The sequence below is a fragment of the Crocinitomix algicola genome (assembly GCF_001661595.2).
GTDB classification, from domain to species: Bacteria; Bacteroidota; Bacteroidia; order Flavobacteriales_D; family Crocinitomicaceae; genus Crocinitomix; species Crocinitomix algicola.
This window is the reverse complement of the sequence record NZ_LYPF02000021.1, coordinates 1-23432: the sequence shown is the minus strand read 5'-3', so window position 1 is coordinate 23432 and position 23432 is coordinate 1. Positions and strand designations below refer to the sequence as shown.

Sequence of the window (23432 nt, the reverse complement as noted above, 5' to 3'; positions counted from 1 at the left end):
GAATAAATACTTCGTTATTCGAGCATAACTTCTATCTTTTCGAAGAATTATAGATAAAAATTAGGGTAAATGAGCAAAACATCAGATTTCATTCAGCATATCAAGAACGGTTATTCTTTTGAAGGTGATTCAATTGTGCTTGGAGCATCAATGCTTGATGGTGAGCCAGTTGGAGATGCAAACGTTAAAATTCCGCTAAGCACATTAAATCGGCATGGATTGATTGCTGGTGCAACAGGTACAGGTAAAACAAAGTCCTTACAGGTGCTTGCAGAACAAATGGCATTAAAAGGAATTCCTTCTTTGCTAATGGATTTAAAAGGGGATTTGTCTGGATTGGCTAAACCTGGAGAAACAAACAAGCATATTGAAAAACGGGCTGCAGCTATGGGAATTCCCTATCAAGCTGAGCAGTTATTGGTAGAGTTGTTTTCTATCTCCGAAGGTAAAGGTACACGAATGAAAGCGACAGTTTCAGAGTTTGGACCTACCTTATTGGCTAAGATATTTGGACTGAACGAGACACAATCTGGAATTTTGGCAATTCTTTTTAAATATTGTGATGATAACGATTTGCCACTGCTCGATTTAAAAGATTTAAGAAAAAGCCTTCAGTATATTATCGGTGAAGGAAAGGAGGAGATAACCCAAGAATATGGTCGGGTTTCATCGGCTTCCGTAAATACGATAATGCGAAAAATAATAGAATTGGAGCAGCAAGGTGGTGAATTATTCTTCGGGGAACGCTCTTTTGATGTCAAGGATTTAATTTTTACAAATAGCCAAGGATTAGGTCAAATTTCTATTCTTCGTTTAACCGACATTCAAAGCAAGCCAAAGTTATTTTCAACATTCATGCTTAGCTTACTTGCTGAATTGTATGAAACCTTACCTGAAGCTGGAGATGATGATAAACCGAAATTGTGTTTGTTCATTGATGAAGCTCACCTTGTTTTTGATCAAGCTACGGATGAATTATTGGATCAAATCGAGGTAATTATTAAGTTGATTCGTTCTAAAGGAGTTGGGATTTATTTTTGTACACAGTTACCAACAGATGTTCCAGATGTCGTTTTGAGTCAATTAGGACTGAAAATACAGCATGCGTTACGTGCGTTTACGGCTAAAGATCGAAGGGCAATTAAACAAACGGCAGAAAATTATCCGTTAAGTGACTTTTACAAAACAGATGAATTGATTACTGCTTTGGGAATTGGTGAGGCGTTAATTACGGGTCTAAACGAAGATGGAATTCCTACCCCACTGGCAGCGACTTTGATGCGTGGACCGGCTACAAGGATGGATATTTTATCAGCTAAAGAAATTAATGAAATTGTTGATTATTCTGCCTTAACTGAAAAATATAATAAAGAAATTGATCGGAAAAGTGCATATGAAATTTTGACAGAAAAAATAGGAAAAGCAAAAGCTAAGGAAAGGCAAGATGAAATTCGTGAGGCTGAAAAAAAAGAAAAAAAAATAAAAGAAAAAGAGTTACGAAGATCCACTTCTCGGAAAAAACGATCATCGTCTCAAACAAGTAGAAGAACACATAAAACGTCAAGTCAAGATTTAGGAGAAACCCTAATCAGAGAGTTGACACGAGGATTATTCGGAATTTTAGGAATGAAAAAATAAATTGTAAATGAGCATAATTAATACGAAATTGCCTAATGTGGGTTCAACTATTTTTTCTGTTATGTCTCAGTTGGCTCAAGAACATAATGCTATCAATCTTTCTCAAGGCTTTCCAGATTTTGAAATTGACCCATTATTGAAAACGTATATTGTAGAAGCAATGAACGAAAACCAAGTTCAATATGCCCCGGCAGCGGGAAGGTTAGATTTAAGAATTGCAATTGCTAATTCGATACATGTTAATTATAATGTCGTTGTTAATCCAAAAGAGGAAATAACGGTTGTTGCAGGTGCTACTCAGGGTATTTATACAACCATTGCTGCACTCGTGAATGAAGGAGATGAGGTGATTGTATTTGACCCAGCTTATGATTGTTATGATCCGGCTATACGTGTTCACAAAGGAATACCTGTACATATCAATTTAAATTCAGAGGATTTTTCAATTAATTGGAATGAACTGAATGAAAAGGTGTCGGATAAAACTAAATTGATAATTGTAAACAATCCACATAATCCGTCAGGGGCTGTTTGGAATGAAAACGACATGCTGGAATTGCGTAAATTATTGAGCAAACATCCACAGCTTTTTGTGCTCAGTGATGAGGTATACGAGTATATCACTTTTAAGAATCAACATCAATCACTTTTACAAGATGATCTTATTAGAACAAGAACTTTTGTTGCATCAAGTTTTGGCAAGTCTTTGCATGTGACAGGTTGGAAGCTTGGATATGTGATAGCTCCGAAAGAATTAACCAAGGAATTTCGTAAAATTCATCAGTACCTCGTTTTTTGTGCGAACAATACCATGCAGTATGGCGTTGCCAAATATCTAGTTAATGGACCAGATCTAAGCCAAATTGCAGCGATATATTTAAAAAAACGGGATTTATTTTTGAAAGGAATTGAAAATTCGCGTTTTAAACCATTGGTATGCGAAGGTACATATTTTGTCTTATTGGATTATAGTGAAATTAGCGACTTGTCTGATGTGGAATTTGCCAAGTTGATGACTACAAAATATGGTGTCGCAAGCATTCCTATTTCTGTGTTTTATGAGGATGGAAGGGATGATAAAAGAATTAGAATTTGTTTCGCTAAAGAAGACGAGACGTTAATAAAAGCAAGCAAATTATTATGCAAAATTTAAACGTTGTTCTGGTTCAAACACCCCTTTTTTGGGAGGATAAAGACACGAATAGAACGTACTTGTCCGATTTATTATTGGATCGACTTAAGAATCAAACAATAGACTTGTTGATTTTGCCTGAAATGTTTACAACTGGATTTTCAATGAATCCAGAAAACTTGGCAGAAGATATGCAAGGAGAGACGGTGATGTGGATGAGGAAAATCGCTAATGATTTGAGTTGTCATATTGGTGGTTCTGTTATTATTCAGGAAAATGGAAAGTTTTATAATCGTTTTATAGTAACTAACGAGGAGGGGGTGGTGAGTTTTTATGATAAACGGCATTTGTTTAGAATGGCAAACGAACATGATACTTATGATCCTGGCTCTAAGCGTGTTGTTTTCGAGTTGTTTGGATGGAAGATTTTACTGCAAGTTTGTTACGATTTAAGATTTCCAGTATTTGCGCGTAATCGTCTAAAAAATGGTAATCCTGAGTATGATTTGGTTATTTATACAGCGAATTGGCCCGAAAAACGATCTGCAGTTTGGCAAACTTTACTTCATGCTAGGGCGATTGAAAACCAGGCATTTTGTGTCGGGGTGAATCGTGTTGGTGAAGATGCAAATTCGATTTCTTATAGTGGAGATTCTTTGGCAATTGACCCTTGGGGTAATACAATTTACCAAAGTCAACAACATGCATTAGATATAGCAATCATAGAATTGAAGTTTTCAATGTTAGATAATATCCGTGAGCACTTTCCTGCGTTTAAGGATTCCGACGATTTTTTCATAACCGATAAAACAATCAAATACACAGAAGAATAACCAAATTCAACCATTCACTTTTATTCGTGTTAACGTTTTACATTCTTACATTCGTTGATTGGTTTATATTAGTTCTTGTAAAGGACTGTTATGTAATTATTTAGAGTTATTTATTTTGATAAACGCTGTTGATGTGTCATTTTTATTTAGGGTTATTCGCATTTTGAGATAAACCCAACTCTAAATTGAAAATCTTCGTTACCTTAGTGTTAATTCTATTTTTTATAGGATTGAAATAATAGTTAAATTAATATACAATGAAACTCGCTTTGTCAAGTAATTGTTAACTGAATAAGTAGTTTTTTTGTATATTTACAATTCAAATTAAAATTAAAAAAAAATGAAAAAGGTTTACTTATTAGTTTCAGGTTTGCTTTTGACAGTTGGTGCGGCAAATGCGCAAGTAACAACTGCTTCATCAAAAGCGGAGTTGAGAACTGCGCCTTCTGAAAATGAGCGTAGGTTTAATGCAGTAGGAGCGGATAGAGAAGCTGATGCAGTTATCTGGGAAAATGGCTTCGAAGATGCTGGAGAATGGACAGCTGAAGGTCCTTCTGGAGATTATTTAGTTAGTGGTTGGTCTATAGGAGCTTCTACAACAGGATGGTATTTTGGAGAAGATGATGATATGGGTACTTCTGGTAATTTCGCTAGATTCGTTAACGGTGATCCAACAGGTGGAGGAGATGATCCAATTGAAAACGGACCATTCACCTTGACGTATAATATGTCTATTGACTTATCTGGTGTTCCAGCACCTCATGTGGAGTTTGAGCAATATGGTGCTCGTTTCATTACTTTACAAGGTGTTGAAGTAAGTACTGATGGTGGTACTACTTGGGTGTTAGCTGGTGATAACAATGATATCGATCCTTTAACTGCTGGTGGTGGAGCAATTTATGCTCAACCAGAAACAAGAAGATTCAACTTAACTACTTCAATTGCAGATGATCCTTCTGACGTAATGATCAGATTAATGTGGGATGGTGCAATGAATGGTGCTGATATGAACTATATTGAGTACGGATGGTTTGTTGATAATATCAGAATTGTAGAAGGTCATTCTTTTGATGCTGAAATACAAACGGGTTACTTCAGAGCAAATGTTGGTGGATCTGCAACTTATGGTTTAGATTACTACCAAATTCCTGTTGCTCAAGCGGCTAATTTGAATTACGAGTTTTCTGGTGAGTTGATTAACCAAGGTGGGTCAGCATTAACTGGTTTACATTTACAAGCTGTTGTTGAAAGAGATGGAGGAACTGTATTTACTGGTACTTCTGATAACGTTACTGTAGCACCTGGTGCAACGGATTCACTTTCAACTACTGCTTCTTTCAATCCAATGGATGAAGGAGTTTATTCTGTGGTTTGGAGCTTCGAAGGAGACGATGAAGATACATATACTGAGAATGATGAGTTAATGGATCAATTCGAAGTTAATGATGCGAATCTTTTCGCTAGACATAATGGTGTTGCAACTGGGTCAATTTCAAACGTAACTTCAAATACTGGTGCTCCATTATTAATTGGTAACATCATGGATATCTTTGCTGATGGAACTGAAATAGGTGCTGTTGATATTACGATTACTGATGCTGAGACGAATGAAGATCAGTTAATTTTCGCTCAAATCAACGTGTTAAATGCTGACGGAAGTGCATTTGAATATTATGATCAAACTGGTGACCATACAATTACTGCTGATGAAGTAGGAGGAACGATTCGTTTATTATTCGAAGATCCTGTAGTTTTAGATGAAGGTCAAACAATGTTAATCATGGCTGGTCACTACGGTGGTAGTGATGAAGTAGAGTTTAGCTATGCACAAGCTGTTGATGATTTCACTGTGTATGGATATACTTCTGGTGCTACTGATCCATTCAGATTATTAGAGCCAAATGCAATTATGGTAACTGCAGTTACTCAGAGTTTTGTAGGTATTGAGGATGAAGTTGCAAATAATTTTGCTATTGGACAAAACATGCCAAATCCTTTTAACAATACTTCAGTAATTAATTACGAATTAAATGAAGCTGCTAATGTTTCTGTTGAAATCGTAGACGTTACTGGTAAACTTGTTAAGTCAATCAACCAAGGTACTCAAGCAGCTGGTGCTTATACATTAAACCTAGATGCTAATGACTTTGCTGAAGGAGTATACTATTACACTTTCGTAGTTGGTGCTGAAAAAGTTACTAAAAGCATGGTAATTACTAAGTAATCTTTATACTTAGGATTAACCTTACTTAATTTATAGTTAAGCCCCATTTTGCAAATAGCAAAGTGGGGTTTTTTATTTAGCCCTTAACCTATCCATGTTAATCTTGATAGTACCTGTTAAAGACGTTTTAATACCAATTCGGAGGTGATTTTGATGATTGCAATTAAGTGTCAGTAAACATTACGATTTTGATTAACACATGTTCCTGTCTCTAAGTGAATACTCCAATCTATCGACCATTAGTTGAAGCCTTTTGATCAACTGTTTTGATAAAACTAAACGGTTTTGTCGTTCTAAACCTTGGTTTTAGGAATAATTATCCCACTTAAAGAATGTGTAAAATACACTAAGAATGTAAAAAGCTTGTAGGGTTAGTCGATAGTATTTATATCGCTTATTATGAGTTTTTTAGAGCGCTTGTTACTGAAATATCTAAAAATTTTTTGTAAGAGGCTAAATTTGCCATGGCCTGTAGCTTTAGGTATTGATTTTTGTATTCTGAATCGGATTGAACATTATTTAATTTTAATATTCTGTATTGGTCAAAATTAGATAATGCTTGTTTTTCTTCATGCGATAGTGGAATATTCTCAAAATACTTATCGCGTAAATCGTTGATTGTTTCAGCTATTTGGTCTGTTTGAATTTCCATTTTATACGTTTTTGCTTTTTGAGGACTACAAAGTTATGAAAACACAATAGGCAAAAAATCAGCTAAAAGACGTAGCACTCGATTTTTTTGAACCTTTCTTAAACTAATTTGTACTTTTATACGAACATAAACGAACACAAATGAAGGTTAATTTAACCCAACTAGTCTTATCAATTTTTTTCTTGATATTATCCGGAAACGCTATTGCGGAAATAAATGAAAATATGTTTAATGGAGACGATGATTATCACAAACATTGGAAGAAAGTGGATTCACTCGAGCAAAAGGGGCTCTATCGTCTTGCTTTAAAAGAGGTGAAAAATATTTTTTTAAATGCAGTGGATGAGCGACAACATCAACAAGTGATAAAATCTGTATTGTTCGAACTTCGTTATAATAGTTATCTTGAAGAAGATGATTATGTTATGGGAATTTATCAACTTGAAAGTCTCATTCCTAACGTTCCTTCTCCAAGTAAACAAATTTTTCATTCCTTGTTGGCAGAGGTTTATTGGGGGTATTATTCATCAAACATTTGGAAATTTTCCAATCGAACAAGTACGGTCAATATTGATTTAAAAGATGTAAGAACTTGGGATTTAAAACGAATCGCAACAAAGATCAGATGGCATTATATAAAATCGCTAACGGAATCAAATATTCTACAGAATACGCTTACAAAGGACTATGATGCTATCATGAGTGGAGGTTATAATACGGCAACAATTCGTCCAACGCTTTATGATTTTTTAGGTAACCGTGCATTTGATTTCTTTAAAGGACAAGTTTTTCAGTTGCCTGGTTCGGCCAAAGCTTTTGTTTTGGATGACATAAATTATTTTGGTACGAACAGTCAATTTTTAAATCTTAATCCTGCGACTAAAGATTCGCTAAATACCCGATTTATTGCAACTAAAATTTTGTATGCTTTAACCGCGTTTAACTCAGAAAAGGGAAATAAAGAACCGTTGTTTTATAATACGCTTGACCGGTTGACTTTTATGAGAACTCATGCGGTTGTCCCAAATAAAGAGAAACTATACCTCAAAGGACTTAAACTATTGTTTGAGAATAATAAAAAGGAAGAATACGCAGCTGAAGCAGCATATTTAATTGCGGAATTTCACGCAGAAGCAGGTCGATCTTTCTCTTATCATGGAGATCAATCCAATAAGGATAGAAATAGAATGGCTGCGGATATTGCTGAAGAAATTATTGAGGAATACCCAAATTCGTATGGTGCACGTCAATGTCAAGTTTTGTTGGCTCAATTAAAAAGTAAAAATTTTGAATTAAAGATTGAAGATGTTATTCAACCTAACAGAAAACAAAAATATTTATTGGAATACAGAAATGTGAGTAAGGCCTATGTTAAGGTGGTGAAAACAAAATATGATGCATTTTATGGTTATTCTGGCGAAGAAATTTTAGAACGTTTAAAAAAATTAAAACCTGTATTTGAGTCAGCCTACGAATTAAATGGCATTGAAGATTTTAATTTACATGGCAGAGAGATTGAATTGCCTGAATTGGATTTAGGTCATTATTATATACTAGTAGGATCAAATGCAAAATTTGAAATCGTGAATGAAGGATATACTTTTTTGCCTTTTTGGGTTTCAAATTTAACTTATCAACACCGTTCTAAGCATAACGATCAAGAAATTATCGTTTTAAATAGAGAGAATGGTAAACCAGTAAAAGGGGCAAATGTTGAAGTGGCGTACAAGGAATATAATTATAACCAACGTCGATATAAAAATAAGAAAATAGGCACTTTTAAATCAGATAAAAATGGGCGAATAGCATTTCCCAATGTCCAATCACGTTCGTACTTTGTCTCACTTACTTTAGACAATGATGAATATGTATCGGATAGGGCGATGTATGCCCGTGGCTTTCGTTCTAATGTAAAACCACAAATTACTACGTATTTCTTTACGGACAGAAAAATATATCGTCCCGGACAAACCATTTATTTTAAAGGAATAATGGTGAATGCTGAAGATAAAAATAGGTCTATTGTTCCCGATCTGGAAACAGAAGTCGTATTCTACGATGTAAATCATCAAGTAATAGGTAAGCAAAAAGTGAAGTCAAATAAATTTGGGTCGTTTGAAGGTGAGTTCATTGCGCCGGTAGGTGTTTTAAATGGAAGGATGCAGATTTCAGATTCATTTGGTAGCACTTTTTTTAATGTCGAGGAATATAAAAGACCGAAATTCCAAGTAGAAATGTCCCCTGTTGATGGAGAGTTTAGCGTGAATGATTCTATTCGTGTGACTGGTACTGCTAAGGCTTATGCAGGAAACTTTATTGATGGGGCTTCCGTGAAATATCGTGTAGTGCGTTCAACAGCTTATAGACAGTGGTTTTATTATTGGGGATGGCGACCATCGATTCCGCCAAAAGAAATCGCGAATGGATTTTTGACAACTAATAATTTAGGTGAATTTAAAATTTCTTTTGAGGCAACGCCTGATTTAGAAGCTAAAGCTGATAATTTTCCAATTTTCACTTATACGCTATACGTCGACGTTACGGATATTAATGGTGAAACTCGTTCTACTTCTACCAATGTCCAAGTAGGATATCAAAGCCTATTTTTATCCAATAATATAGCGAATGAAGTCAATCTCCAAAAGGGTTTAACGTTCAACATTAAGAATCAAAATTTAAATGGTAAAAATGTAAAGTCATCCGGGAGTATTGAAATTGTTAAACTGAAGACACCAAAACAGATTTTTATTCCAAGATTATGGCCTCAACCTGATCAGCAAGCATGGACTAAGGAAGAGTTTAAAAATCAATTCCCATTGGAGGCTTATAAAGATGAAAATTTAGTTGAAAATTGGCCCATTGAAACTGTGGTTTATCAAGACGAATTTGAAACGGAAGATCAAACTGAAATTTCTATTGAAACAATAAGAGATTGGAAACCGGGTAAATATCGCTACACGGCAAAATCAATTGATAAAAATGGCGTAGAAGTAATAGATGTACATTATTTCGATGGCTTTAATCCCAACTCGAATAAACTTGCAAATAATGAGGTGTTATGGGTGAAAGCAAATCAACTAACTGCGGAACCAGGTGAGGTGATCGATTTGTTGGTTTCTTCAGCCGCTAAAAATATTTCGGTACGTTATGATGTTGAAGCGGGTAATGAATTGTTAAGAAGCGAAATAATTTCGCTTTCAAATGAACAAAAATTAATCAAATTAAAGGTCGAAGAAAAACATAGAGGTAATCTCATTGTCCATTTTAATGCAGTATTGCACGATAGACATTTTTCGCAAACGGTGACCATTAATGTTCCATATACGAATAAAGAATTGGAGGTTAAATTTTCGACTTTTAGAAATAAATTGCTTCCGGGTACTGATGAAGAATGGTCTTTAATTATCAAAGATAAAACTGAATTGGGAGTGAATGCAGAATTGTTAGCAACACTTTACGATGCTAGTTTAGATGCTTTAAATACGCCAAATAGTTTTATGATGGATATCTATCCAAAGTTCTACTCTAATTTTGCATGGAATTCGCCTCATGGAATTTCAACCAAATCAGCTGGTAATAAGAACTATTATTGGAATAAGCACATCAATTCGCCAAGTAGAAATTTTGCAAGCTTAAATTATTTTGGATGGTCCAGTTATTATTATCCAAGACGCGATTACATGTTCAATTTTGCTGGTGCAGCCAACGGAGATGGTGCTTATAAACAACACGAGCTAGAAGAGACCATGGAAATACAAGCTGAAAGAAGCAGGGCTCTGAAAAAATCTAAAAATGAGATGGCTATGGATGATGCAAGTTTTGATGTTGGTTCATCTGAAATGGTAGAACAAGATAAAGAAGACAACCTTTCTCTTGAAGAGCCAACGGAACAAGTTGACTTATCTAATGTGAGTGCAAGATCTAATTTTAATGAAACGGCCTTTTTCTATCCACAATTAACAACTAATAAAAATGGTGAAATTAAAATTAACTTCACCATACCAGAATCGCTTACGAAGTGGAAATTTCTCGGTTTAGCGCACACTCAAGATTTAAAAATTGGAACCTTAACGGAAGAAATCATTACTCAAAAGGAATTAATGGTGGTACCCAATATGCCTCGTTTTTTAAGGGAAGGTGATGTTATAAATTTAGCCACTAAGATTTCTAATGTATCTGATAAGCCGCTTAATGGGGCAGTAGAATTGTTTCTAATTGATCCAATAACAGAGTTGCCGGTTAGCAATAACTTTAAGCTAGATCAAAAACAAAAGACTTTTAGTGTAGACCAAGGGCAGAGCACAACCGTTGCATGGAAGGTAAATGTACCTTACGATTTGAGTACAGTAAAGTACAAAATTGTTGCGCAAGCCGGTGAATTTTCTGATGGAGAAGAGAATGTCTTACCTATTTTATCAAATCGCCAATTGGTAACAGAATCAATGCCAATGCCGATTAGAGGCAATGAAACGAAGGATTTTTCTTTTGATAAATTGCTTAATTCTACAAAGAGTAAATCTTTAAAACATCATCAATTTACTTTGGAGTTTACCTCAAATCCCGCGTGGTATGCCATTCAGGCTATGCCATATATGATGGAGTATCCGCACGAATGTGCTGAACAGGTTTTTACGCGGTATTATTCAAATGCTATAGCGACGCATGTCATGAACTCAAATCCAAAGGTTAAAGAAGTTGTAAATCGATGGAAAGAAGAAAGTCCAGAGGTATTTTTGTCTAATTTGAATAAAAATCAAGAATTAAAGGCTGTCATTCTAGAGGAAACACCATGGGTGTTAGATGCGCAGAATGAGTCCGCTAGTAAAAGAAATTTGGCGATTTTATTGGATATGAATCGAATGTCGAACGAATTGAACATTGCACTTCAGAAAATTGAAAAGGCGCAAAGTTCTAATGGCGGATGGTCATGGTTTCCAGGAATGCCGGAAAGTAGATATATCTCACAACATATTTTAACCGGCATGGGACATTTAGATAATTTGGGGATAACAACAGTACGGTCCGATTTTAGGGTTTGGAAAATGGTTAAAAGTGCAATTAAGTTTATGGATGATCAAATCGTAAGTGATTATAAATTGGCAAAACGTTACGACGAAAATTTCGAAAATAATCGCCATTTATCGTACAATCAAATACAATATTTGTACGCAAGATCTTACTTTCCTGATGTTCGTATGGATAATTCAACTAAAATTGCCGTTGATTATTTTACCGAGCAGGCTAAAAAATATTGGTTGGATTTTAATATTTATGCTGAAGGAATGATTGCGCTTGCGGCCCATCGATTTGAACTTAAAGATTTGGCAAATGATATTGTTAAGTCATTAAAAGATCGTGCAATTCAACATGATGAATTTGGCATGTATTGGAAGGATTTTCAAACCGGTTATTATTGGTATCAGGCGCCAATTGAAACGCAAGCTTTGATGATTGAATTGTTTGATGAAGTAGCGAATGATCAGCAATCAGTTGAGGAACTGAAAATATGGCTACTTAAGCAAAAGCAAACAACAAATTGGAAAACTACCAAACAGACGGCTGAGGCAGTGTATGCCTTATTATTGAAAGGAACTGACCTATTAGCATCGGACGAATTGGTAAACATTACGGTCGGTGGTCAAAGAATTGAGTATTTGACAGATGGACAAAGTGAAAATCCATATCAAGTGAATACTGAAGCGGGAACAGGTTATTTTAAAACGGCCTGGAAAGGAGATGACGTTAAGGCAGATATGGGTAAAATTAATGTTTCAAAACAATCTACGGGGGTAGCTTGGGGAGCTGCTTATTGGCAATATTTTGAGGATTTAGATAAAATAACCTTTGCAGAATCTAATTTGAAACTTAAAAAGGATATTTATGAAGTGTTTTTATCTGAAAATGGGGAAGAATTAATGCCTGTGGATAATGATAACAAATTAGAAGTAGGGGATAAAGTTCGTGTACGTATTGAATTACGAACGGATAGAAATTTAGAATACGTTCATATGAAGGATATGAGAGGTGCTGGATTAGAACCACTTAATGTGATTAGCCGCTACAAATATCAAGACGGTTTAGGTTATTATCAATCTACCAAAGATGTGGCGACGCACTTCTTTTTTGATTTTATTCCAAAAGGAACTTATGTCTTTGAATATGATCTTAGGGTACAACATAAAGGTGAATTCTCGAATGGTTATGCGACAATTCAATGCATGTATGCTCCTGAGTTTATTGCACACTCTGATGGAGTTCGAATTAATGTTGTAGATTAATGACGTTAAAACGCTATTCGCGCACCCCAAAATACGGCTAGTTCGTGTTCTCCGCCTAGTTTCATTTGAGAAAGGTTTAGGTAACGTGCCTCGAACAATCCGCTTATTCGCGAAGTGAAATTTACTAGTGTTCCCCCTCCACCATGGAAGGACACACCATATACATCACTCGTGAATGCCTTAAATTCGAAAAAACCTCCTCCAGCAAATAGGTAGGGTTTAAAGGGAGCAGAATTTACCAAAGGATAATATGCAAATTGTCCGTTTACATTGTGCGTCATTCCTAAAGTGTGTTGGTCGTCGTGGTTTTGACCTACTACATATTCAATATTAAAATCAAAGTGGGGATTCATTTTAAATCCCAACCGACATCCATTCATGAAAACAGCATCATAAGGAATATGATCTACAAATAAATAGGGCCCCATAATATATTCTAAATGGTATTTGTAGCTAGAACTTTCAGTTGTTTGATTGAAAGCGTTTAATCCTGCAAATAATGAAAGGGTGAGCAAAAATAGTCTACTTCTTTTCATGTTGTTTCGATTTAAATATTTAGTATTAAGATAATAAGATATTTTAAAAATTATCTTCTACGATTAGCAAGAAGGGGAGGAGGCTCGCCCGTAAACGGATTCCAACGACTAATACTTTTGGCTTCAAAACCGGATGCACGCATGATGGCACGGTCTCCATAACGTTCACGAATATGGTCCATTGCTTGGTATAATTTAATGGTGGTAGGATTGTCAAATAAATTAATTTGATGTCCACCTTCGACTAGATGACTGAATCTAACTCCAATTAAACGAACTAGGAGTCTTCGTCCATAAAGTTTTCGAAAAAGCTCCAAGACAATTGGTATAACAGTATGATCAGATGCTGTGTAAGCAATTTTTTTCTGAAGTGTATATGTTTGAAAGTCTGAATAACGAATTTTTACAGTAATACAAGCCGTTAATTTATTACCTCGCCGTAATTGATAGACCAGGTTTTCAGCCATCGCGACCATCAAACCTTCTAATTTTTTGATGTCAATTGTGTCTTTGTCAAAAGTGCGTTCGGTTGAAATCGATTTTCGTTCGCGGTAGGGAACAACAGGACTTAAATCGATACCATTTGCTTTTTTCCAGATACTTATCCCATTTTTCCCAAAGACTTTTTGCATTATCTCCATTGGCATGGCTTGTAGGGCAGCAATATTTTTTACACCTAAATCACAAAGCATGCGGTATGTTTTCTCTCCAACAGAAGGGATTTTACGAACCGATAAAGGGGCTAAGAATGGAATTTCTTGACCTTTTAAAATTGTAATTTCGTTGTTTGGTTTTGCTTCTCCGGTAGCAATTTTAGATACTGTTTTATTGAGTGACATACCAAAAGAGATTGGGAGTCCAGATTCAGAAATTATTTTGGCGCGAAGATTAGAAGCAATTTTTTGACATCCAAAAAACTGGTCCATCCCAGTTAAGTCTACATAAAATTCATCAATTGAAGACTTTTCATACAAAGGGACTTCAGATTTTATGATGTCGGTCACCAACTGTGAATATTTAGTGTAAATGCCCGAATTTCCGCGCAATATAATTGCTTCGGGGCAAAGTTGTTTCGCCATGCGCATGGGCATAGCAGAATGGACACCAAATTTTCGGGCCTCGTACGAACAAGAAGCTACAACTCCTCTTTCAGATGTTCCTCCAATTAATACCGGTTTTCCCTTTAATCGACTGTCGATTAAACGTTCACAAGAAACAAAGAAAGTATCCAAGTCCAAGTGCACGATAGAACGTTGCATGTTGTTTTATTTAAGTTATACAATTGGTTTATATAACTTCTACCAAGTTTAAAACTGCAACCTATAAAAGGTCTTGTTTTTTGTCTTTCTTCTACCAAAGCAAAATACAAATCACACGATCTAATCCATAAACTATTTACGGACTGAATAAGTGCTAAAAATATGATGGAAAAAAGAATCGATTAACCTTGAATTATACAAAGTGTTAACAACAGTGACTCTTATTATTTTCCATTTTTTAATTCTACCAAAAACTAAAAAATTGGAATTTAAAATAGACCGATAAGGGTCGATCTAAATTATTTTTCACCTACCTAAGGAGTGTAACATGTCCACTGATTTCAACAGGTAACCCTGTTTGATAATCCGTGTAAATGATTTTCCAGATGTATACACCGTCAGCTGCAAATTCACCATTGCCAACTGTGCCATCCCAAAAAGCATCCAGTTCATAGACCGAGTGTATTAGTTCTCCCCAGCGGTTGTAAATATACAATTGAAATACCTGACTTTCGTAAAAAACAGGTTGGAAAATATTGTTAAAATTGTCACCGTCTGGTGTAAAGGCATTTGGAACCATAACAGGTATAACGGGTACAATTGTTATTTTTTCTTGCGCCCGATCTTTACATCCAAATTCGTTAACAACAATCTGATAAGGGTAAAAAACACCTGGTTCTTTGTAATTATGCCATACTTCATCTTCTTGCGAAGAAAATCCATCTGCAAAGTAAAACCAGTGTTCTACACCATCAACTGAATGATCCGTAAAGAAGAAGTCAGCATGGTATTCATCTTGTATTGCTGGACTGACTGTAAATCCTGCTGTTGGACGAGGAAATATTTCAATTAAATTTTCGCGAGTAAGGGTTAATGTGTCGATACAACCTGCGTCGGTTCTAATTGTCAGTGTAACGTCATAAACACCAATTTCTTCGTAGATGTAAACCGGGAATTGCTCTGTAGATGTTCCAATACCATCACCAAAATCCCATTCGTAATAGATTGTTGTTCCAGCGGTTGAAAGGTCAATAAACTCTGCTGTATAAGGAGCACATTTCAGTTCATCAGCTACGGTAAAATTAATTGTTGGTACAGGATAAACAATTATTTCTTCGGTATGTGTTTCTGAGCATATTTCATAATTTACCGTAAAACTTACCTCATGCGTTCCCGGAGCAGTAAATACCACATTACTTGGATTTTCTTCATCGGACATGGTCGGAATGGCAAATTCACCAAAATCCCATTCAAAAACTGTTCCCTCTTCAGTTGGAGGGTATAAACCATCACCGAAAAAATCAAATGAATTATCAATGATGCATTGCGCTTCAGGAGGAAGGAAAGAAGATGTCAGTTCATTTTCTACGGTAAAAATTTGAGTAGCGGTATCGGTACAAGGTTGTCCGGGGTTAACAATTAAAGTGACAGTATACGTTCCTGGTTCAGGAAAAGTGTAGGTTGGTTCAAATTCGCTGCTTACATCAGTGTCAATCCCCGATACCCCAAAATCCCATTTATAAGAGTCACCTCCGTAACTATCATTTTCAAAATGAACTTCTAAACCTTGGCAATACGATTCAAAAGTAGATAGGTCTATTTGGGGTGTGATATCAGCTTCTAATTCAATTTCACAGTCTAAAACGGTGAATAAAAAATCACGTCGGGTTGTACTAATTAAGACACCATCTCTAAATTCATTGACACAAACGCCGACAACATACAAACCAGGGACGTTTGGAACGCCTTCTAAGCTTCCTGTAACAGGATCAATCGTTAATTCGCCATCTCCAAAAGGGTCGTCTGCAAAATATCCAGCAGCCCACACAATAGGATCATATGGAGGGGCGGTTGCCGGATCAGGAGCTGGAAAAAAACTTGTGCCTCCATGAAATGGTGTGCAAAGTTCATAAACAAGTTCATCCCCGTCTGGATCGGTTGCAGAATGATCAAATATAAGGTCCTGACCCGCACATAGAATCATTGGTGGGTAATTGGTAAAACGTGCGCTGCTATTACAAACAGCATCACTCGGTGGAGGAATAATTGCTTGTAACGTTAATCCTTGTTCCCCTGGGTCAAATAGATTGAGTACTTCTGGTCCTCTACAACAACGTTGGTAGGCTAAAATATAACCCGTTGGAGAAGCAGGTAAAGTAACCGTTTTTTCGTAGATAGCTTCTTCTATACAGACATCGCCTGGCAAAGTTATACAAGGGTTATCGGCAACAACATCCAATAAAGTACTTGGAGGTACATTGATGGTGAAATGGTCAATTTGCGCGTTTAAACCGTTAAATACTGTAATGGGTAATACAGGGTCAAAGTCTGCGCCATCAGACAAGCAATCCCGATAAATCCGAACAGTAATTTTGTATTCATTGCCACCGAGACACTCATAATACATATCGCCCCCAACAATGTGAGAAGCACTCACACTTTGATGAATGATGAGGGCTAATATGGTGGTTATAAGGTTTCTCAAAGCATTGTCTAATTTAAATAAAAAAATATACAATTTATTGTTAAACAAGGCAAGGGTAGTAATTGTTGATTCAATGTATATTTTATTGACTAACGAATAACTTGTAAGGCGGTTTGCTAATTGTACAATTATTTTTTTCTAAAAATGGAATCCTAAACCAAATGATAAACGGAACTCATCCAGGTAGATAGGGTAAGAATGGGAAGTGTGTTTACCGAAAATATAGCGCGCCTCAACAAAGGCATAAAAAATTTCCTTTCCAAAAAGCTCTAGTCCTCCAGCAAATGAGCCTACAGGGTTAATTGTCGTTTCAAACTCCAATTCACCGGTTTCTGAGTTTTGTACACCATATTCAGAAGATTGTGAAAATGCAATTCCCGGCTGAAAACCTAAATAAGGTTGAAAATTTTTATTGCTAAAACGGTAAAAGGCACCTGCAAATAATTGATGATTTACGCTGAAACGCGGTCGATTTCCTTTTGCATTCAAAAAATAAAAACCATCACCGCGCAATTCAATTTTTGTTTCTTTTGGTCTAAACCCAAACGAACCATGAACAAAATATTCTTTAGTTGCCTCAGTTTGCCATCCTACAGCATAGGAAGCTGATGTTTTAATGCGTGAATTAATATCAGTTTGCGTAAAAGCACTGAGTCCAACTAAAAATAGCGAAAGAATTAATACGATTTGAACCATATTTCTTACCATAAATCTCCAATTCTGTAATTTAAACTAACCGACAACAGTAAATGGCCTTCTGTGTTTTTTTCTCCTTGCAGTTGTGGTCCTACTTTTAAAAAGTATTCACCTTCTGAAACTTCATTTAATTCATACCCTAATTGACCACCAAAATGAAGCATATATTGGGCGGATAAAGAAAGGTTAAAGCGTTGACTAATAAAAAAATGACTTCCCACTCCAATTTGAGCTGCAGAACTCCATTGTTGAAGTGTTTCCCCTGATCGATTTTCAAAGGGTGTGCTCAGTGGTCTAACTTGGGTGAAATCAAAACAATGACCAACGCTGACGTAAGGTGTTATTCGATTGAATTTTTTAGGGTAAAAAAGAACCGACCAACCGATATGGGCGTTTTTCCTTGTTCCTGCGCCTTTTAAATCTTGTGTAATCCAATCGGCAAACCCTTCTGTACTTAAAAAATCAAATAATTGTAAACGGAATTGTCCTCCTGAACCTAAACCTGGAATATTATCATGATCAAAGAGACTAGTCGTTGTTCTCACCCCTAGCGTGAGATGTCCTTTCTCCAAATATTGATCGTTTTGTCCAAACGACTTGGTAGAGCTCAGTAAAATAAAAAAGCAAATTCCAAGAACTTTTTTCATTGATTATGGTTCTAACTGTATATAAAACGAGTGCAAAATAATTATAGTATCCCAATATCGGTGATAAATTAAACATTAATCAATAAAGAAGCGGTAAATTTAAAGGTATGGATATAATATTCTCAATGAATTTGTAAGGAATTAAAACTGGTTAAGACTACTGAAGTTTAATGGTAGAAAAAGGAATCAGAGGCAAAAAAACCGTCTTGGCGTACGACTATTTAACCCTCTGATTCACCATGAAAAAGGTTCACGCTTATTAACCTTCGGTATAAAACTACACGATTGGATTAAGCGAGTGATGTTATATGGTATGAATGGTAGAAATAAAATGGTTTAAATAGATAAGATGTAAATTAACAGGATAGGCGGCAAATTTTGAACTTAATAGAATTAGTAAAAGGCATTAAAATAGATTAATGGCGATGATAAAAATCATGCTTGTTTTCTTGATTACTTGTACAATATATTAGGTTAGAAACGCAATTCGAGGTATTTTTGCACACCAAATTTTCAATTATGTCAAAGGGGTATATTCGTTTTTCTTGGATAACATTAATCTTAATTTTTGCAGTTACATTGGCAGGCAGTATTGTTCGTACTACAGGGTCGGGTATGGGGTGTCCAGATTGGCCTAAATGCTTTGATCAAATTATTCCTCCAACATCGGCTGATCAATTGCCACAAGGTTATAAAGACACCTATGCCGCATACCGACATAAGAAAATTGTAAAATTTACAAATCTACTCGAGCGTATAGGATTTGATGAAACAGCCGAAAAATTAAGACACGATAAATCGTTATTAATAGAACAAGATTTTAACGCGGCCAAAACATGGACGGAGTACGGAAATAGATTAGTAGGGTTTTTGGCAGGAAATGCTGTGCTCATTCTATTAATATGGACAATTATTCGCTACCGATCAAATCGTCTATTATTGGGGCTTACATTTTTAAATCTCATTTTTATGGGATTTGAAGCTTGGCTTGGATCTATTGTGGTTGCAACTAATTTAGTGCCTTGGACAATTACCCTCCACATGTTTTTTGCCCTGGTAATTATTGGTGTCCAAATCAAAATCATACGCATTGCTAAAAATCGTTCTTTTCAATTAAACTTGTCACCTGGCTTTAAATGGCTCTTTTATTTTTCAATTGGCCTAACTTTTGTTCAAATCATTTTAGGTGCTCAAGTGCGACAAGAAATTGATTTTATGGTAATGGATGGTGTAGATCGCGGTGAGTGGATTGCAGGAATGGAAGGCGATTTCCTTTTCCATCGGTCATTTTCATGGCTGTTGCTAATTGTTAACTTGGGATTGTTATGGTGGAATAGTAAACAGAATTATGGAATTCAGACTTTAAAATGGATTGTTGGGTTGGTTGTTGTATTGTTTTTAACAGGTGTCTTGTTTTCTTACGCAGGAATGCCTGCTATTATTCAACCCATTCATTTGTTTGTTGCAGCCCTAATGTTGGGCATTCAGTTTTATGCATTGGATTACTTTAAGTATAGGTCGTCTTCTGCAATACGATAAAAAGCAATCTATATTGGCTGAAAAGCTTGATATAGCGCAATTAATAAAAATGTTGGTAAAATAAATGTTATATTTTAACTAGGGAAATCAAAAAAGCACTACTTTTGTTGCCCTCTTTATAGTGAAGGAAATATGTTGTTAAAGAAGATAGTTTTACGGAATAATGATCAATTTGCAAGCGCAATTAACGATTGGGCAACTAAACTTAAAATTGATGTAGAAACTTTTGACGGTAAAGCAAGTTTATTTGATGTAATAGATTCCTTGGTTATTATCCAAGAAGACCATAATGTTACGCGTGAGACGAAAGATTTACGTGACGCAGTAGAAAAAATTCACAAACCAACACACCAAATTGATGTGAACGCAACAATGAATGCCTCCGTGGCTTCACTTAGATTTTGGCTCGAAAATAATAAGCCTGTAAGTGTTCTTTTTGTTGGTGATGAAAAAATTACCGAAAGTCAACGTTTCTCTGATTATCTAGAGAAGTTAGGTTCTGTTTTGGCTTAAGGATACACAAAAAAGTCAGTCACTTAAAAAGAAGAAAACTTCTTATTTTAAAATAAAGTATTAAAAAAACCGAATCACTTTTGCGATTCGGTTTTTTAATTTCTTCTATTTAATTTCTACTTATTTGGTTGAATTAATTCTAAATCAAACACCAAAGTAGCTTTTGGTGGAATTTTACCTCTACCGTGCGTACCGTATGCCAACCAATAAGGGATTATTAATTTAACTTTTCCACCATATTGACCAAGTTTTAGACCTTCGTGCCACCCTTTAATTACTGAACTTCTATCCACAATGACATTGAAAGGTTGTCCTCTGTCGTATGATGAATCAAATTTACTTCCATCCATAAAAGTGCCTGCATAATGTACGTCAACACTATTGTTTGATGTTATTTGATCCCCTTCGCCAGTTTGAATGATTTGATACATTAACCCAGACTCAGTTTGTTTTGCATTCGGAAATTTTTCAACTACCTCATCATAAAATGCTTTGTTTCGCGCCTTTAACTTATCCTCAATTGCTTTATTACGTGCTTCAACTTGCTTCACAAATACTTTATGTGCTTTGAATTTTTTCGCCGCCTTTCCAATTCTAATAATTTCTACACTGTTCATCTTATCTCCTTGTTCAATTTTGTCAACCACTTCCTGGCCGTTTATTACATATCCAAATACAGAGTGACGATTGTCTAAATGTGGCGTGTTTTTATGGGTAATAAAAAATTGACTTCCGTTTGTGTTTGGTCCAGAATTTGCCATGGATAATGTACCCGCCCTGTTATGTGTGAGCGTCGAATCAAACTCATCAGGGAACAAGTACCCTGGGTTACCAGATCCTGTTCCTGTCGGGTCACCACCTTGAATTACAAAATTCTTTACAACCCGGTGAAATGATACCCCATCAAAATAAGGAGTAGTAATCTTTACGGTATCATATTTTAACTTTCCTTCGGCCAAAGCAACAAAATTTGCAACGGTCATAGGTGCTTTTTCATAGGCTAACTGAATTAATATATCTCCCTTATCCGTTTTTATTTTAGCGTAAATTCCTTCCCCCATGTCTTGGGCGAATAATCCGATGCTGAATAATAATGCAAATGTGATGTTTAAAAATTTCATGAATTTGTTTTTTTCTAATCCTCACAAATATAAACAAAATGCATTCCTTTTTAGTTCCTTGTTCTTACTATGCCATTATTTTAAGTTTTATTCACCTTAATTACCTTCAACAGATGGCAGAAATAAGAAATAAATTAACTTTGTAAAACATGGTTTTTATAACAGGCGGAACAGGTTTATTGGGGAGTCACATTCTCCTAGAATTAGTCAAAAGAGACAAAGTTATTCGTGCATTAAAAAGACCAACAAGTTCGCTTAAACAAGTTGAAACTGTTTTTCATTATTACCTGGGTGAAAAAGCTCCTAAATTACTTGATAAGATCGAATGGGTGAATGGTGATATTCTTGATGTCCAGTCGTTGGATAATGCGATGGATGGAATTGAAACAGTTTACCACTGCGCAGCACTGGTTTCATTTCGTAAAAAAGACTTCAAACGTTTAATGAAAATAAACAAAGAAGGTACTGCAAATGTTGTTAATATGGCACTTGAAAATGGAGTCAAAAGATTCTGTCATGTCAGTTCAACTGCGGCATTAGGTAGAACATCCAAGGAATTTTATACGGAAAGTAATAAATGGGTTACCGCTGCGGATAACTCAAATTATGCTATAAGTAAATACAGCGCCGAAAATGAAGTTTGGCGAGGTAAAGAAGAAGGTTTGGAAGTCGTAATTATTAATCCTTCCGTTATTCTCGGCATAGGGGATTGGAATGAGAGTTCGTTGACCATATTTAAAGAGGTACGAAAAGGACTAAAGTTTTATACACAAGGTATGAACGCATTCGTTGATGCCCGTGATGTAGCGTTTGTTTTTTGTGAGTTGGATGAAAAAAACTTAATTAACGAACGTTATCTAACTATTTCTGAGAATATTGCTTTTAAAGATTTGTTTAAGATGATTGCGCGCGAGTTTGGGATCAAAGGACCAACTATTGAGGCTAAACCTTGGATGGCGCAAATTGTTTGGCGAATTGAAGGTGTTTTAGCCTTTTTATTCGGTAAAAAGCAAAATATTACCAAAGAAACCGCCCATAGCAGCATGTCAATCACTAAGTACTCAAATGATAAAGTTAGAAAAGCGCTTGGTTTTGAGTTTATACCAATTCAGATATCGATTCAACAAATCGTAAATTACTTTAAATCTAAAAATCTTTAAAAACTACTACTTCTTTTTATAAACCGGTACTGCTGAACAAGGTTCACCAAACATTAAATTTTTAACAACTGGAATTAGTCGTTTAGTTAAAACTACAAAAGCTTTGTTAGGATTTGGAATGGTAGAACAGCCTTTTACCATTACCCTCTTATCAGTTAAATGCGAAATATCCCAGTTTGTTAGGTTTTTAAAGAATAAATCCTCCTTTATTGTTTCCAATTCACCGTAGAAAATATCCTTTGCTTCACTTAATTGAGTTGTTAAAAGCATATAGGCCCAAGAGGGAACAATGGCATCGTTTGAGCAAAACAAATGAACATTTTTATTTTCGTATACACTCCAGTCATGTTCCTTTACCCATGTTCTAAACTCTTTTTCGCGTAAAACCAATTCGTTCCAAAGTAGGTCCTTCAAATCAATACTTATGAGTTGTTCTTTTGAAACAAAATCTCCCAAATCAATCTGCTCAATTCCAGCCTTCGCAACTTTGTTTACTATTTCTCCTTCCATAGTACAAATTTACGAGGAAATCACATAAAATCCATCATTACTCTGGTCTGATTTAAAGAATTTATTTTGGGCGTTCCACTCCAACAGTTTGCAACTGTGGGTGGCGGGCTTTTCACACTCGCTTCCGTCCGTCTCAGACGGACGGAGAGCTCAAACAATTGCTCCAATCCCTAACGCGAAGTGTTCAACTTCACATTCACTACTACTCT

General features: G+C 35.6%; 16 protein-coding genes. 8 read left to right on the top strand and 8 right to left on the bottom strand.

Annotated elements, in window-relative coordinates; translation table 11 throughout:
* Positions 1 to 69: 69 nt before the first annotated feature.
* From A8143_RS13495 to A8143_RS13480, 4 genes are all read left to right on the top strand, one after another.
* Positions 70 to 1638, top strand: coding sequence for a helicase HerA-like domain-containing protein (locus A8143_RS13495; protein ID WP_070138360.1), 1569 nt, complete (start codon positions 70 to 72; stop codon positions 1636 to 1638).
* Positions 1639 to 1645: 7 nt separating this feature from the next.
* Positions 1646 to 2791: a methionine aminotransferase gene (locus tag A8143_RS13490; protein ID WP_070138359.1), complete on the top strand. Its 1146-nt coding sequence runs from the start codon at positions 1646 to 1648 to the stop codon at positions 2789 to 2791.
* Entirely contained in the window at positions 2779 to 3603 is an 825-nt protein-coding gene (locus tag A8143_RS13485; protein ID WP_070138358.1) for an amidohydrolase, read from the top strand. The genes A8143_RS13490 and A8143_RS13485 overlap by 13 nt, the downstream gene beginning before the upstream one ends.
* Before the next feature lie 340 nt (positions 3604 to 3943).
* The gene (locus tag A8143_RS13480; protein WP_070138357.1) at positions 3944 to 5827 is read left to right on the top strand and encodes a T9SS type A sorting domain-containing protein; all 1884 of its coding nucleotides are present in this window, start codon (positions 3944 to 3946) and stop codon (positions 5825 to 5827) included.
* A 397-nt stretch (positions 5828 to 6224) separates the two neighbouring features.
* On the opposite strand, the gene A8143_RS13475 is transcribed toward A8143_RS13480, so the two are convergent.
* Positions 6225 to 6479 (bottom strand): hypothetical protein, encoded by a 255-nt coding sequence (locus tag A8143_RS13475; RefSeq protein WP_070138356.1) that lies wholly within the window; start codon positions 6477 to 6479, stop codon positions 6225 to 6227.
* Between the two features lie 140 nt (positions 6480 to 6619).
* On the opposite strand from A8143_RS13475, the gene A8143_RS13470 reads away from it, so the two are divergent.
* Complete coding sequence (locus tag A8143_RS13470) at positions 6620 to 12757, top strand: alpha-2-macroglobulin family protein (protein ID WP_070138355.1); 6138 nt, start codon at positions 6620 to 6622, stop codon at positions 12755 to 12757.
* A 5-nt stretch (positions 12758 to 12762) separates the two neighbouring features.
* On the opposite strand, the gene A8143_RS13465 is transcribed toward A8143_RS13470, so the two are convergent.
* The 5 genes from A8143_RS13465 to A8143_RS13445 form a co-directional block, all read right to left on the bottom strand.
* Complete coding sequence (locus A8143_RS13465) at positions 12763 to 13293, bottom strand: hypothetical protein (protein WP_070138354.1); 531 nt, start codon at positions 13291 to 13293, stop codon at positions 12763 to 12765.
* Between the two features lie 50 nt (positions 13294 to 13343).
* Entirely contained in the window at positions 13344 to 14552 is a 1209-nt protein-coding gene (gene dinB, locus A8143_RS13460) for a DNA polymerase IV (RefSeq protein ID WP_070138353.1), read from the bottom strand.
* Positions 14553 to 14862: 310 nt separating this feature from the next.
* On the bottom strand, positions 14863 to 17037 hold the full coding sequence (locus A8143_RS13455) for a PKD domain-containing protein (RefSeq protein ID WP_139134360.1): 2175 nt from the start codon (positions 17035 to 17037) through the stop codon (positions 14863 to 14865).
* 138 nt (positions 17038 to 17175) lie between these two features.
* Positions 17176 to 17745, bottom strand: a complete 570-nt coding sequence (locus tag A8143_RS13450; RefSeq protein ID WP_070138351.1) for a hypothetical protein — start codon at positions 17743 to 17745, stop codon at positions 17176 to 17178.
* Positions 17739 to 18380: a hypothetical protein gene (locus A8143_RS13445; RefSeq protein WP_070138350.1), complete on the bottom strand. Its 642-nt coding sequence runs from the start codon at positions 18378 to 18380 to the stop codon at positions 17739 to 17741. Before A8143_RS13445 ends, A8143_RS13450 begins: the two co-directional genes overlap by 7 nt.
* 519 nt (positions 18381 to 18899) lie before the next feature.
* Between A8143_RS13445 and A8143_RS13440 the strand changes: the two genes are divergently transcribed.
* Entirely contained in the window at positions 18900 to 19919 is a 1020-nt protein-coding gene (locus A8143_RS13440; RefSeq protein ID WP_070138349.1) for a COX15/CtaA family protein, read from the top strand.
* A gap of 132 nt (positions 19920 to 20051) precedes the next feature.
* Positions 20052 to 20432: a hypothetical protein gene (locus tag A8143_RS13435; RefSeq protein ID WP_070138348.1), complete on the top strand. Its 381-nt coding sequence runs from the start codon at positions 20052 to 20054 to the stop codon at positions 20430 to 20432.
* 116 nt (positions 20433 to 20548) lie between these two features.
* On the opposite strand, the gene A8143_RS13430 is transcribed toward A8143_RS13435, so the two are convergent.
* Positions 20549 to 21493, bottom strand: a complete 945-nt coding sequence (locus A8143_RS13430; protein WP_070138432.1) for a peptidylprolyl isomerase — start codon at positions 21491 to 21493, stop codon at positions 20549 to 20551.
* A gap of 209 nt (positions 21494 to 21702) precedes the next feature.
* Here A8143_RS13430 and A8143_RS13425 point away from each other — a divergent pair, with 209 nt between their 5' ends.
* Positions 21703 to 22713, top strand: coding sequence for an SDR family oxidoreductase (locus A8143_RS13425; protein WP_070138347.1), 1011 nt, complete (start codon positions 21703 to 21705; stop codon positions 22711 to 22713).
* Between the two features lie 6 nt (positions 22714 to 22719).
* Here A8143_RS13425 and A8143_RS13420 read toward each other — a convergent pair whose 3' ends face one another.
* The gene (locus A8143_RS13420; RefSeq protein WP_070138346.1) at positions 22720 to 23223 is read right to left on the bottom strand and encodes a DUF2480 family protein; all 504 of its coding nucleotides are present in this window, start codon (positions 23221 to 23223) and stop codon (positions 22720 to 22722) included.
* Positions 23224 to 23432: the final 209 nt, after the last annotated feature.

What these genes read in the sequence shown, in the direction of transcription:
- A8143_RS13440 (WP_070138349.1), top strand. Translation starts at nt 18,900, where the DNA reads ATGTCAAAGGGGTATATTCGTTTTTCTTGGATAACATTAATCTTAATT.
- A8143_RS13465 (WP_070138354.1), bottom strand. Translation starts at nt 13,293, where the DNA reads ATGAAAAGAAGTAGACTATTTTTGCTCACCCTTTCATTATTTGCAGGA.
- A8143_RS13435 (WP_070138348.1), top strand. Translation starts at nt 20,052, where the DNA reads ATGTTGTTAAAGAAGATAGTTTTACGGAATAATGATCAATTTGCAAGC.
- A8143_RS13450 (WP_070138351.1), bottom strand. Translation starts at nt 17,745, where the DNA reads ATGGTAAGAAATATGGTTCAAATCGTATTAATTCTTTCGCTATTTTTA.
- A8143_RS13445 (WP_070138350.1), bottom strand. Translation starts at nt 18,380, where the DNA reads ATGAAAAAAGTTCTTGGAATTTGCTTTTTTATTTTACTGAGCTCTACC.
- A8143_RS13490 (WP_070138359.1), top strand. Translation starts at nt 1,646, where the DNA reads ATGAGCATAATTAATACGAAATTGCCTAATGTGGGTTCAACTATTTTT.
- A8143_RS13495 (WP_070138360.1), top strand. Translation starts at nt 70, where the DNA reads ATGAGCAAAACATCAGATTTCATTCAGCATATCAAGAACGGTTATTCT.
- A8143_RS13430 (WP_070138432.1), bottom strand. Translation starts at nt 21,493, where the DNA reads ATGGGGGAAGGAATTTACGCTAAAATAAAAACGGATAAGGGAGATATA.
- A8143_RS13425 (WP_070138347.1), top strand. Translation starts at nt 21,703, where the DNA reads ATGGTTTTTATAACAGGCGGAACAGGTTTATTGGGGAGTCACATTCTC.
- A8143_RS13420 (WP_070138346.1), bottom strand. Translation starts at nt 23,223, where the DNA reads ATGGAAGGAGAAATAGTAAACAAAGTTGCGAAGGCTGGAATTGAGCAG.
- A8143_RS13475 (WP_070138356.1), bottom strand. Translation starts at nt 6,479, where the DNA reads ATGGAAATTCAAACAGACCAAATAGCTGAAACAATCAACGATTTACGC.
- A8143_RS13470 (WP_070138355.1), top strand. Translation starts at nt 6,620, where the DNA reads ATGAAGGTTAATTTAACCCAACTAGTCTTATCAATTTTTTTCTTGATA.
- dinB (WP_070138353.1), bottom strand. Translation starts at nt 14,552, where the DNA reads ATGCAACGTTCTATCGTGCACTTGGACTTGGATACTTTCTTTGTTTCT.
- A8143_RS13480 (WP_070138357.1), top strand. Translation starts at nt 3,944, where the DNA reads ATGAAAAAGGTTTACTTATTAGTTTCAGGTTTGCTTTTGACAGTTGGT.
- A8143_RS13485 (WP_070138358.1), top strand. Translation starts at nt 2,779, where the DNA reads ATGCAAAATTTAAACGTTGTTCTGGTTCAAACACCCCTTTTTTGGGAG.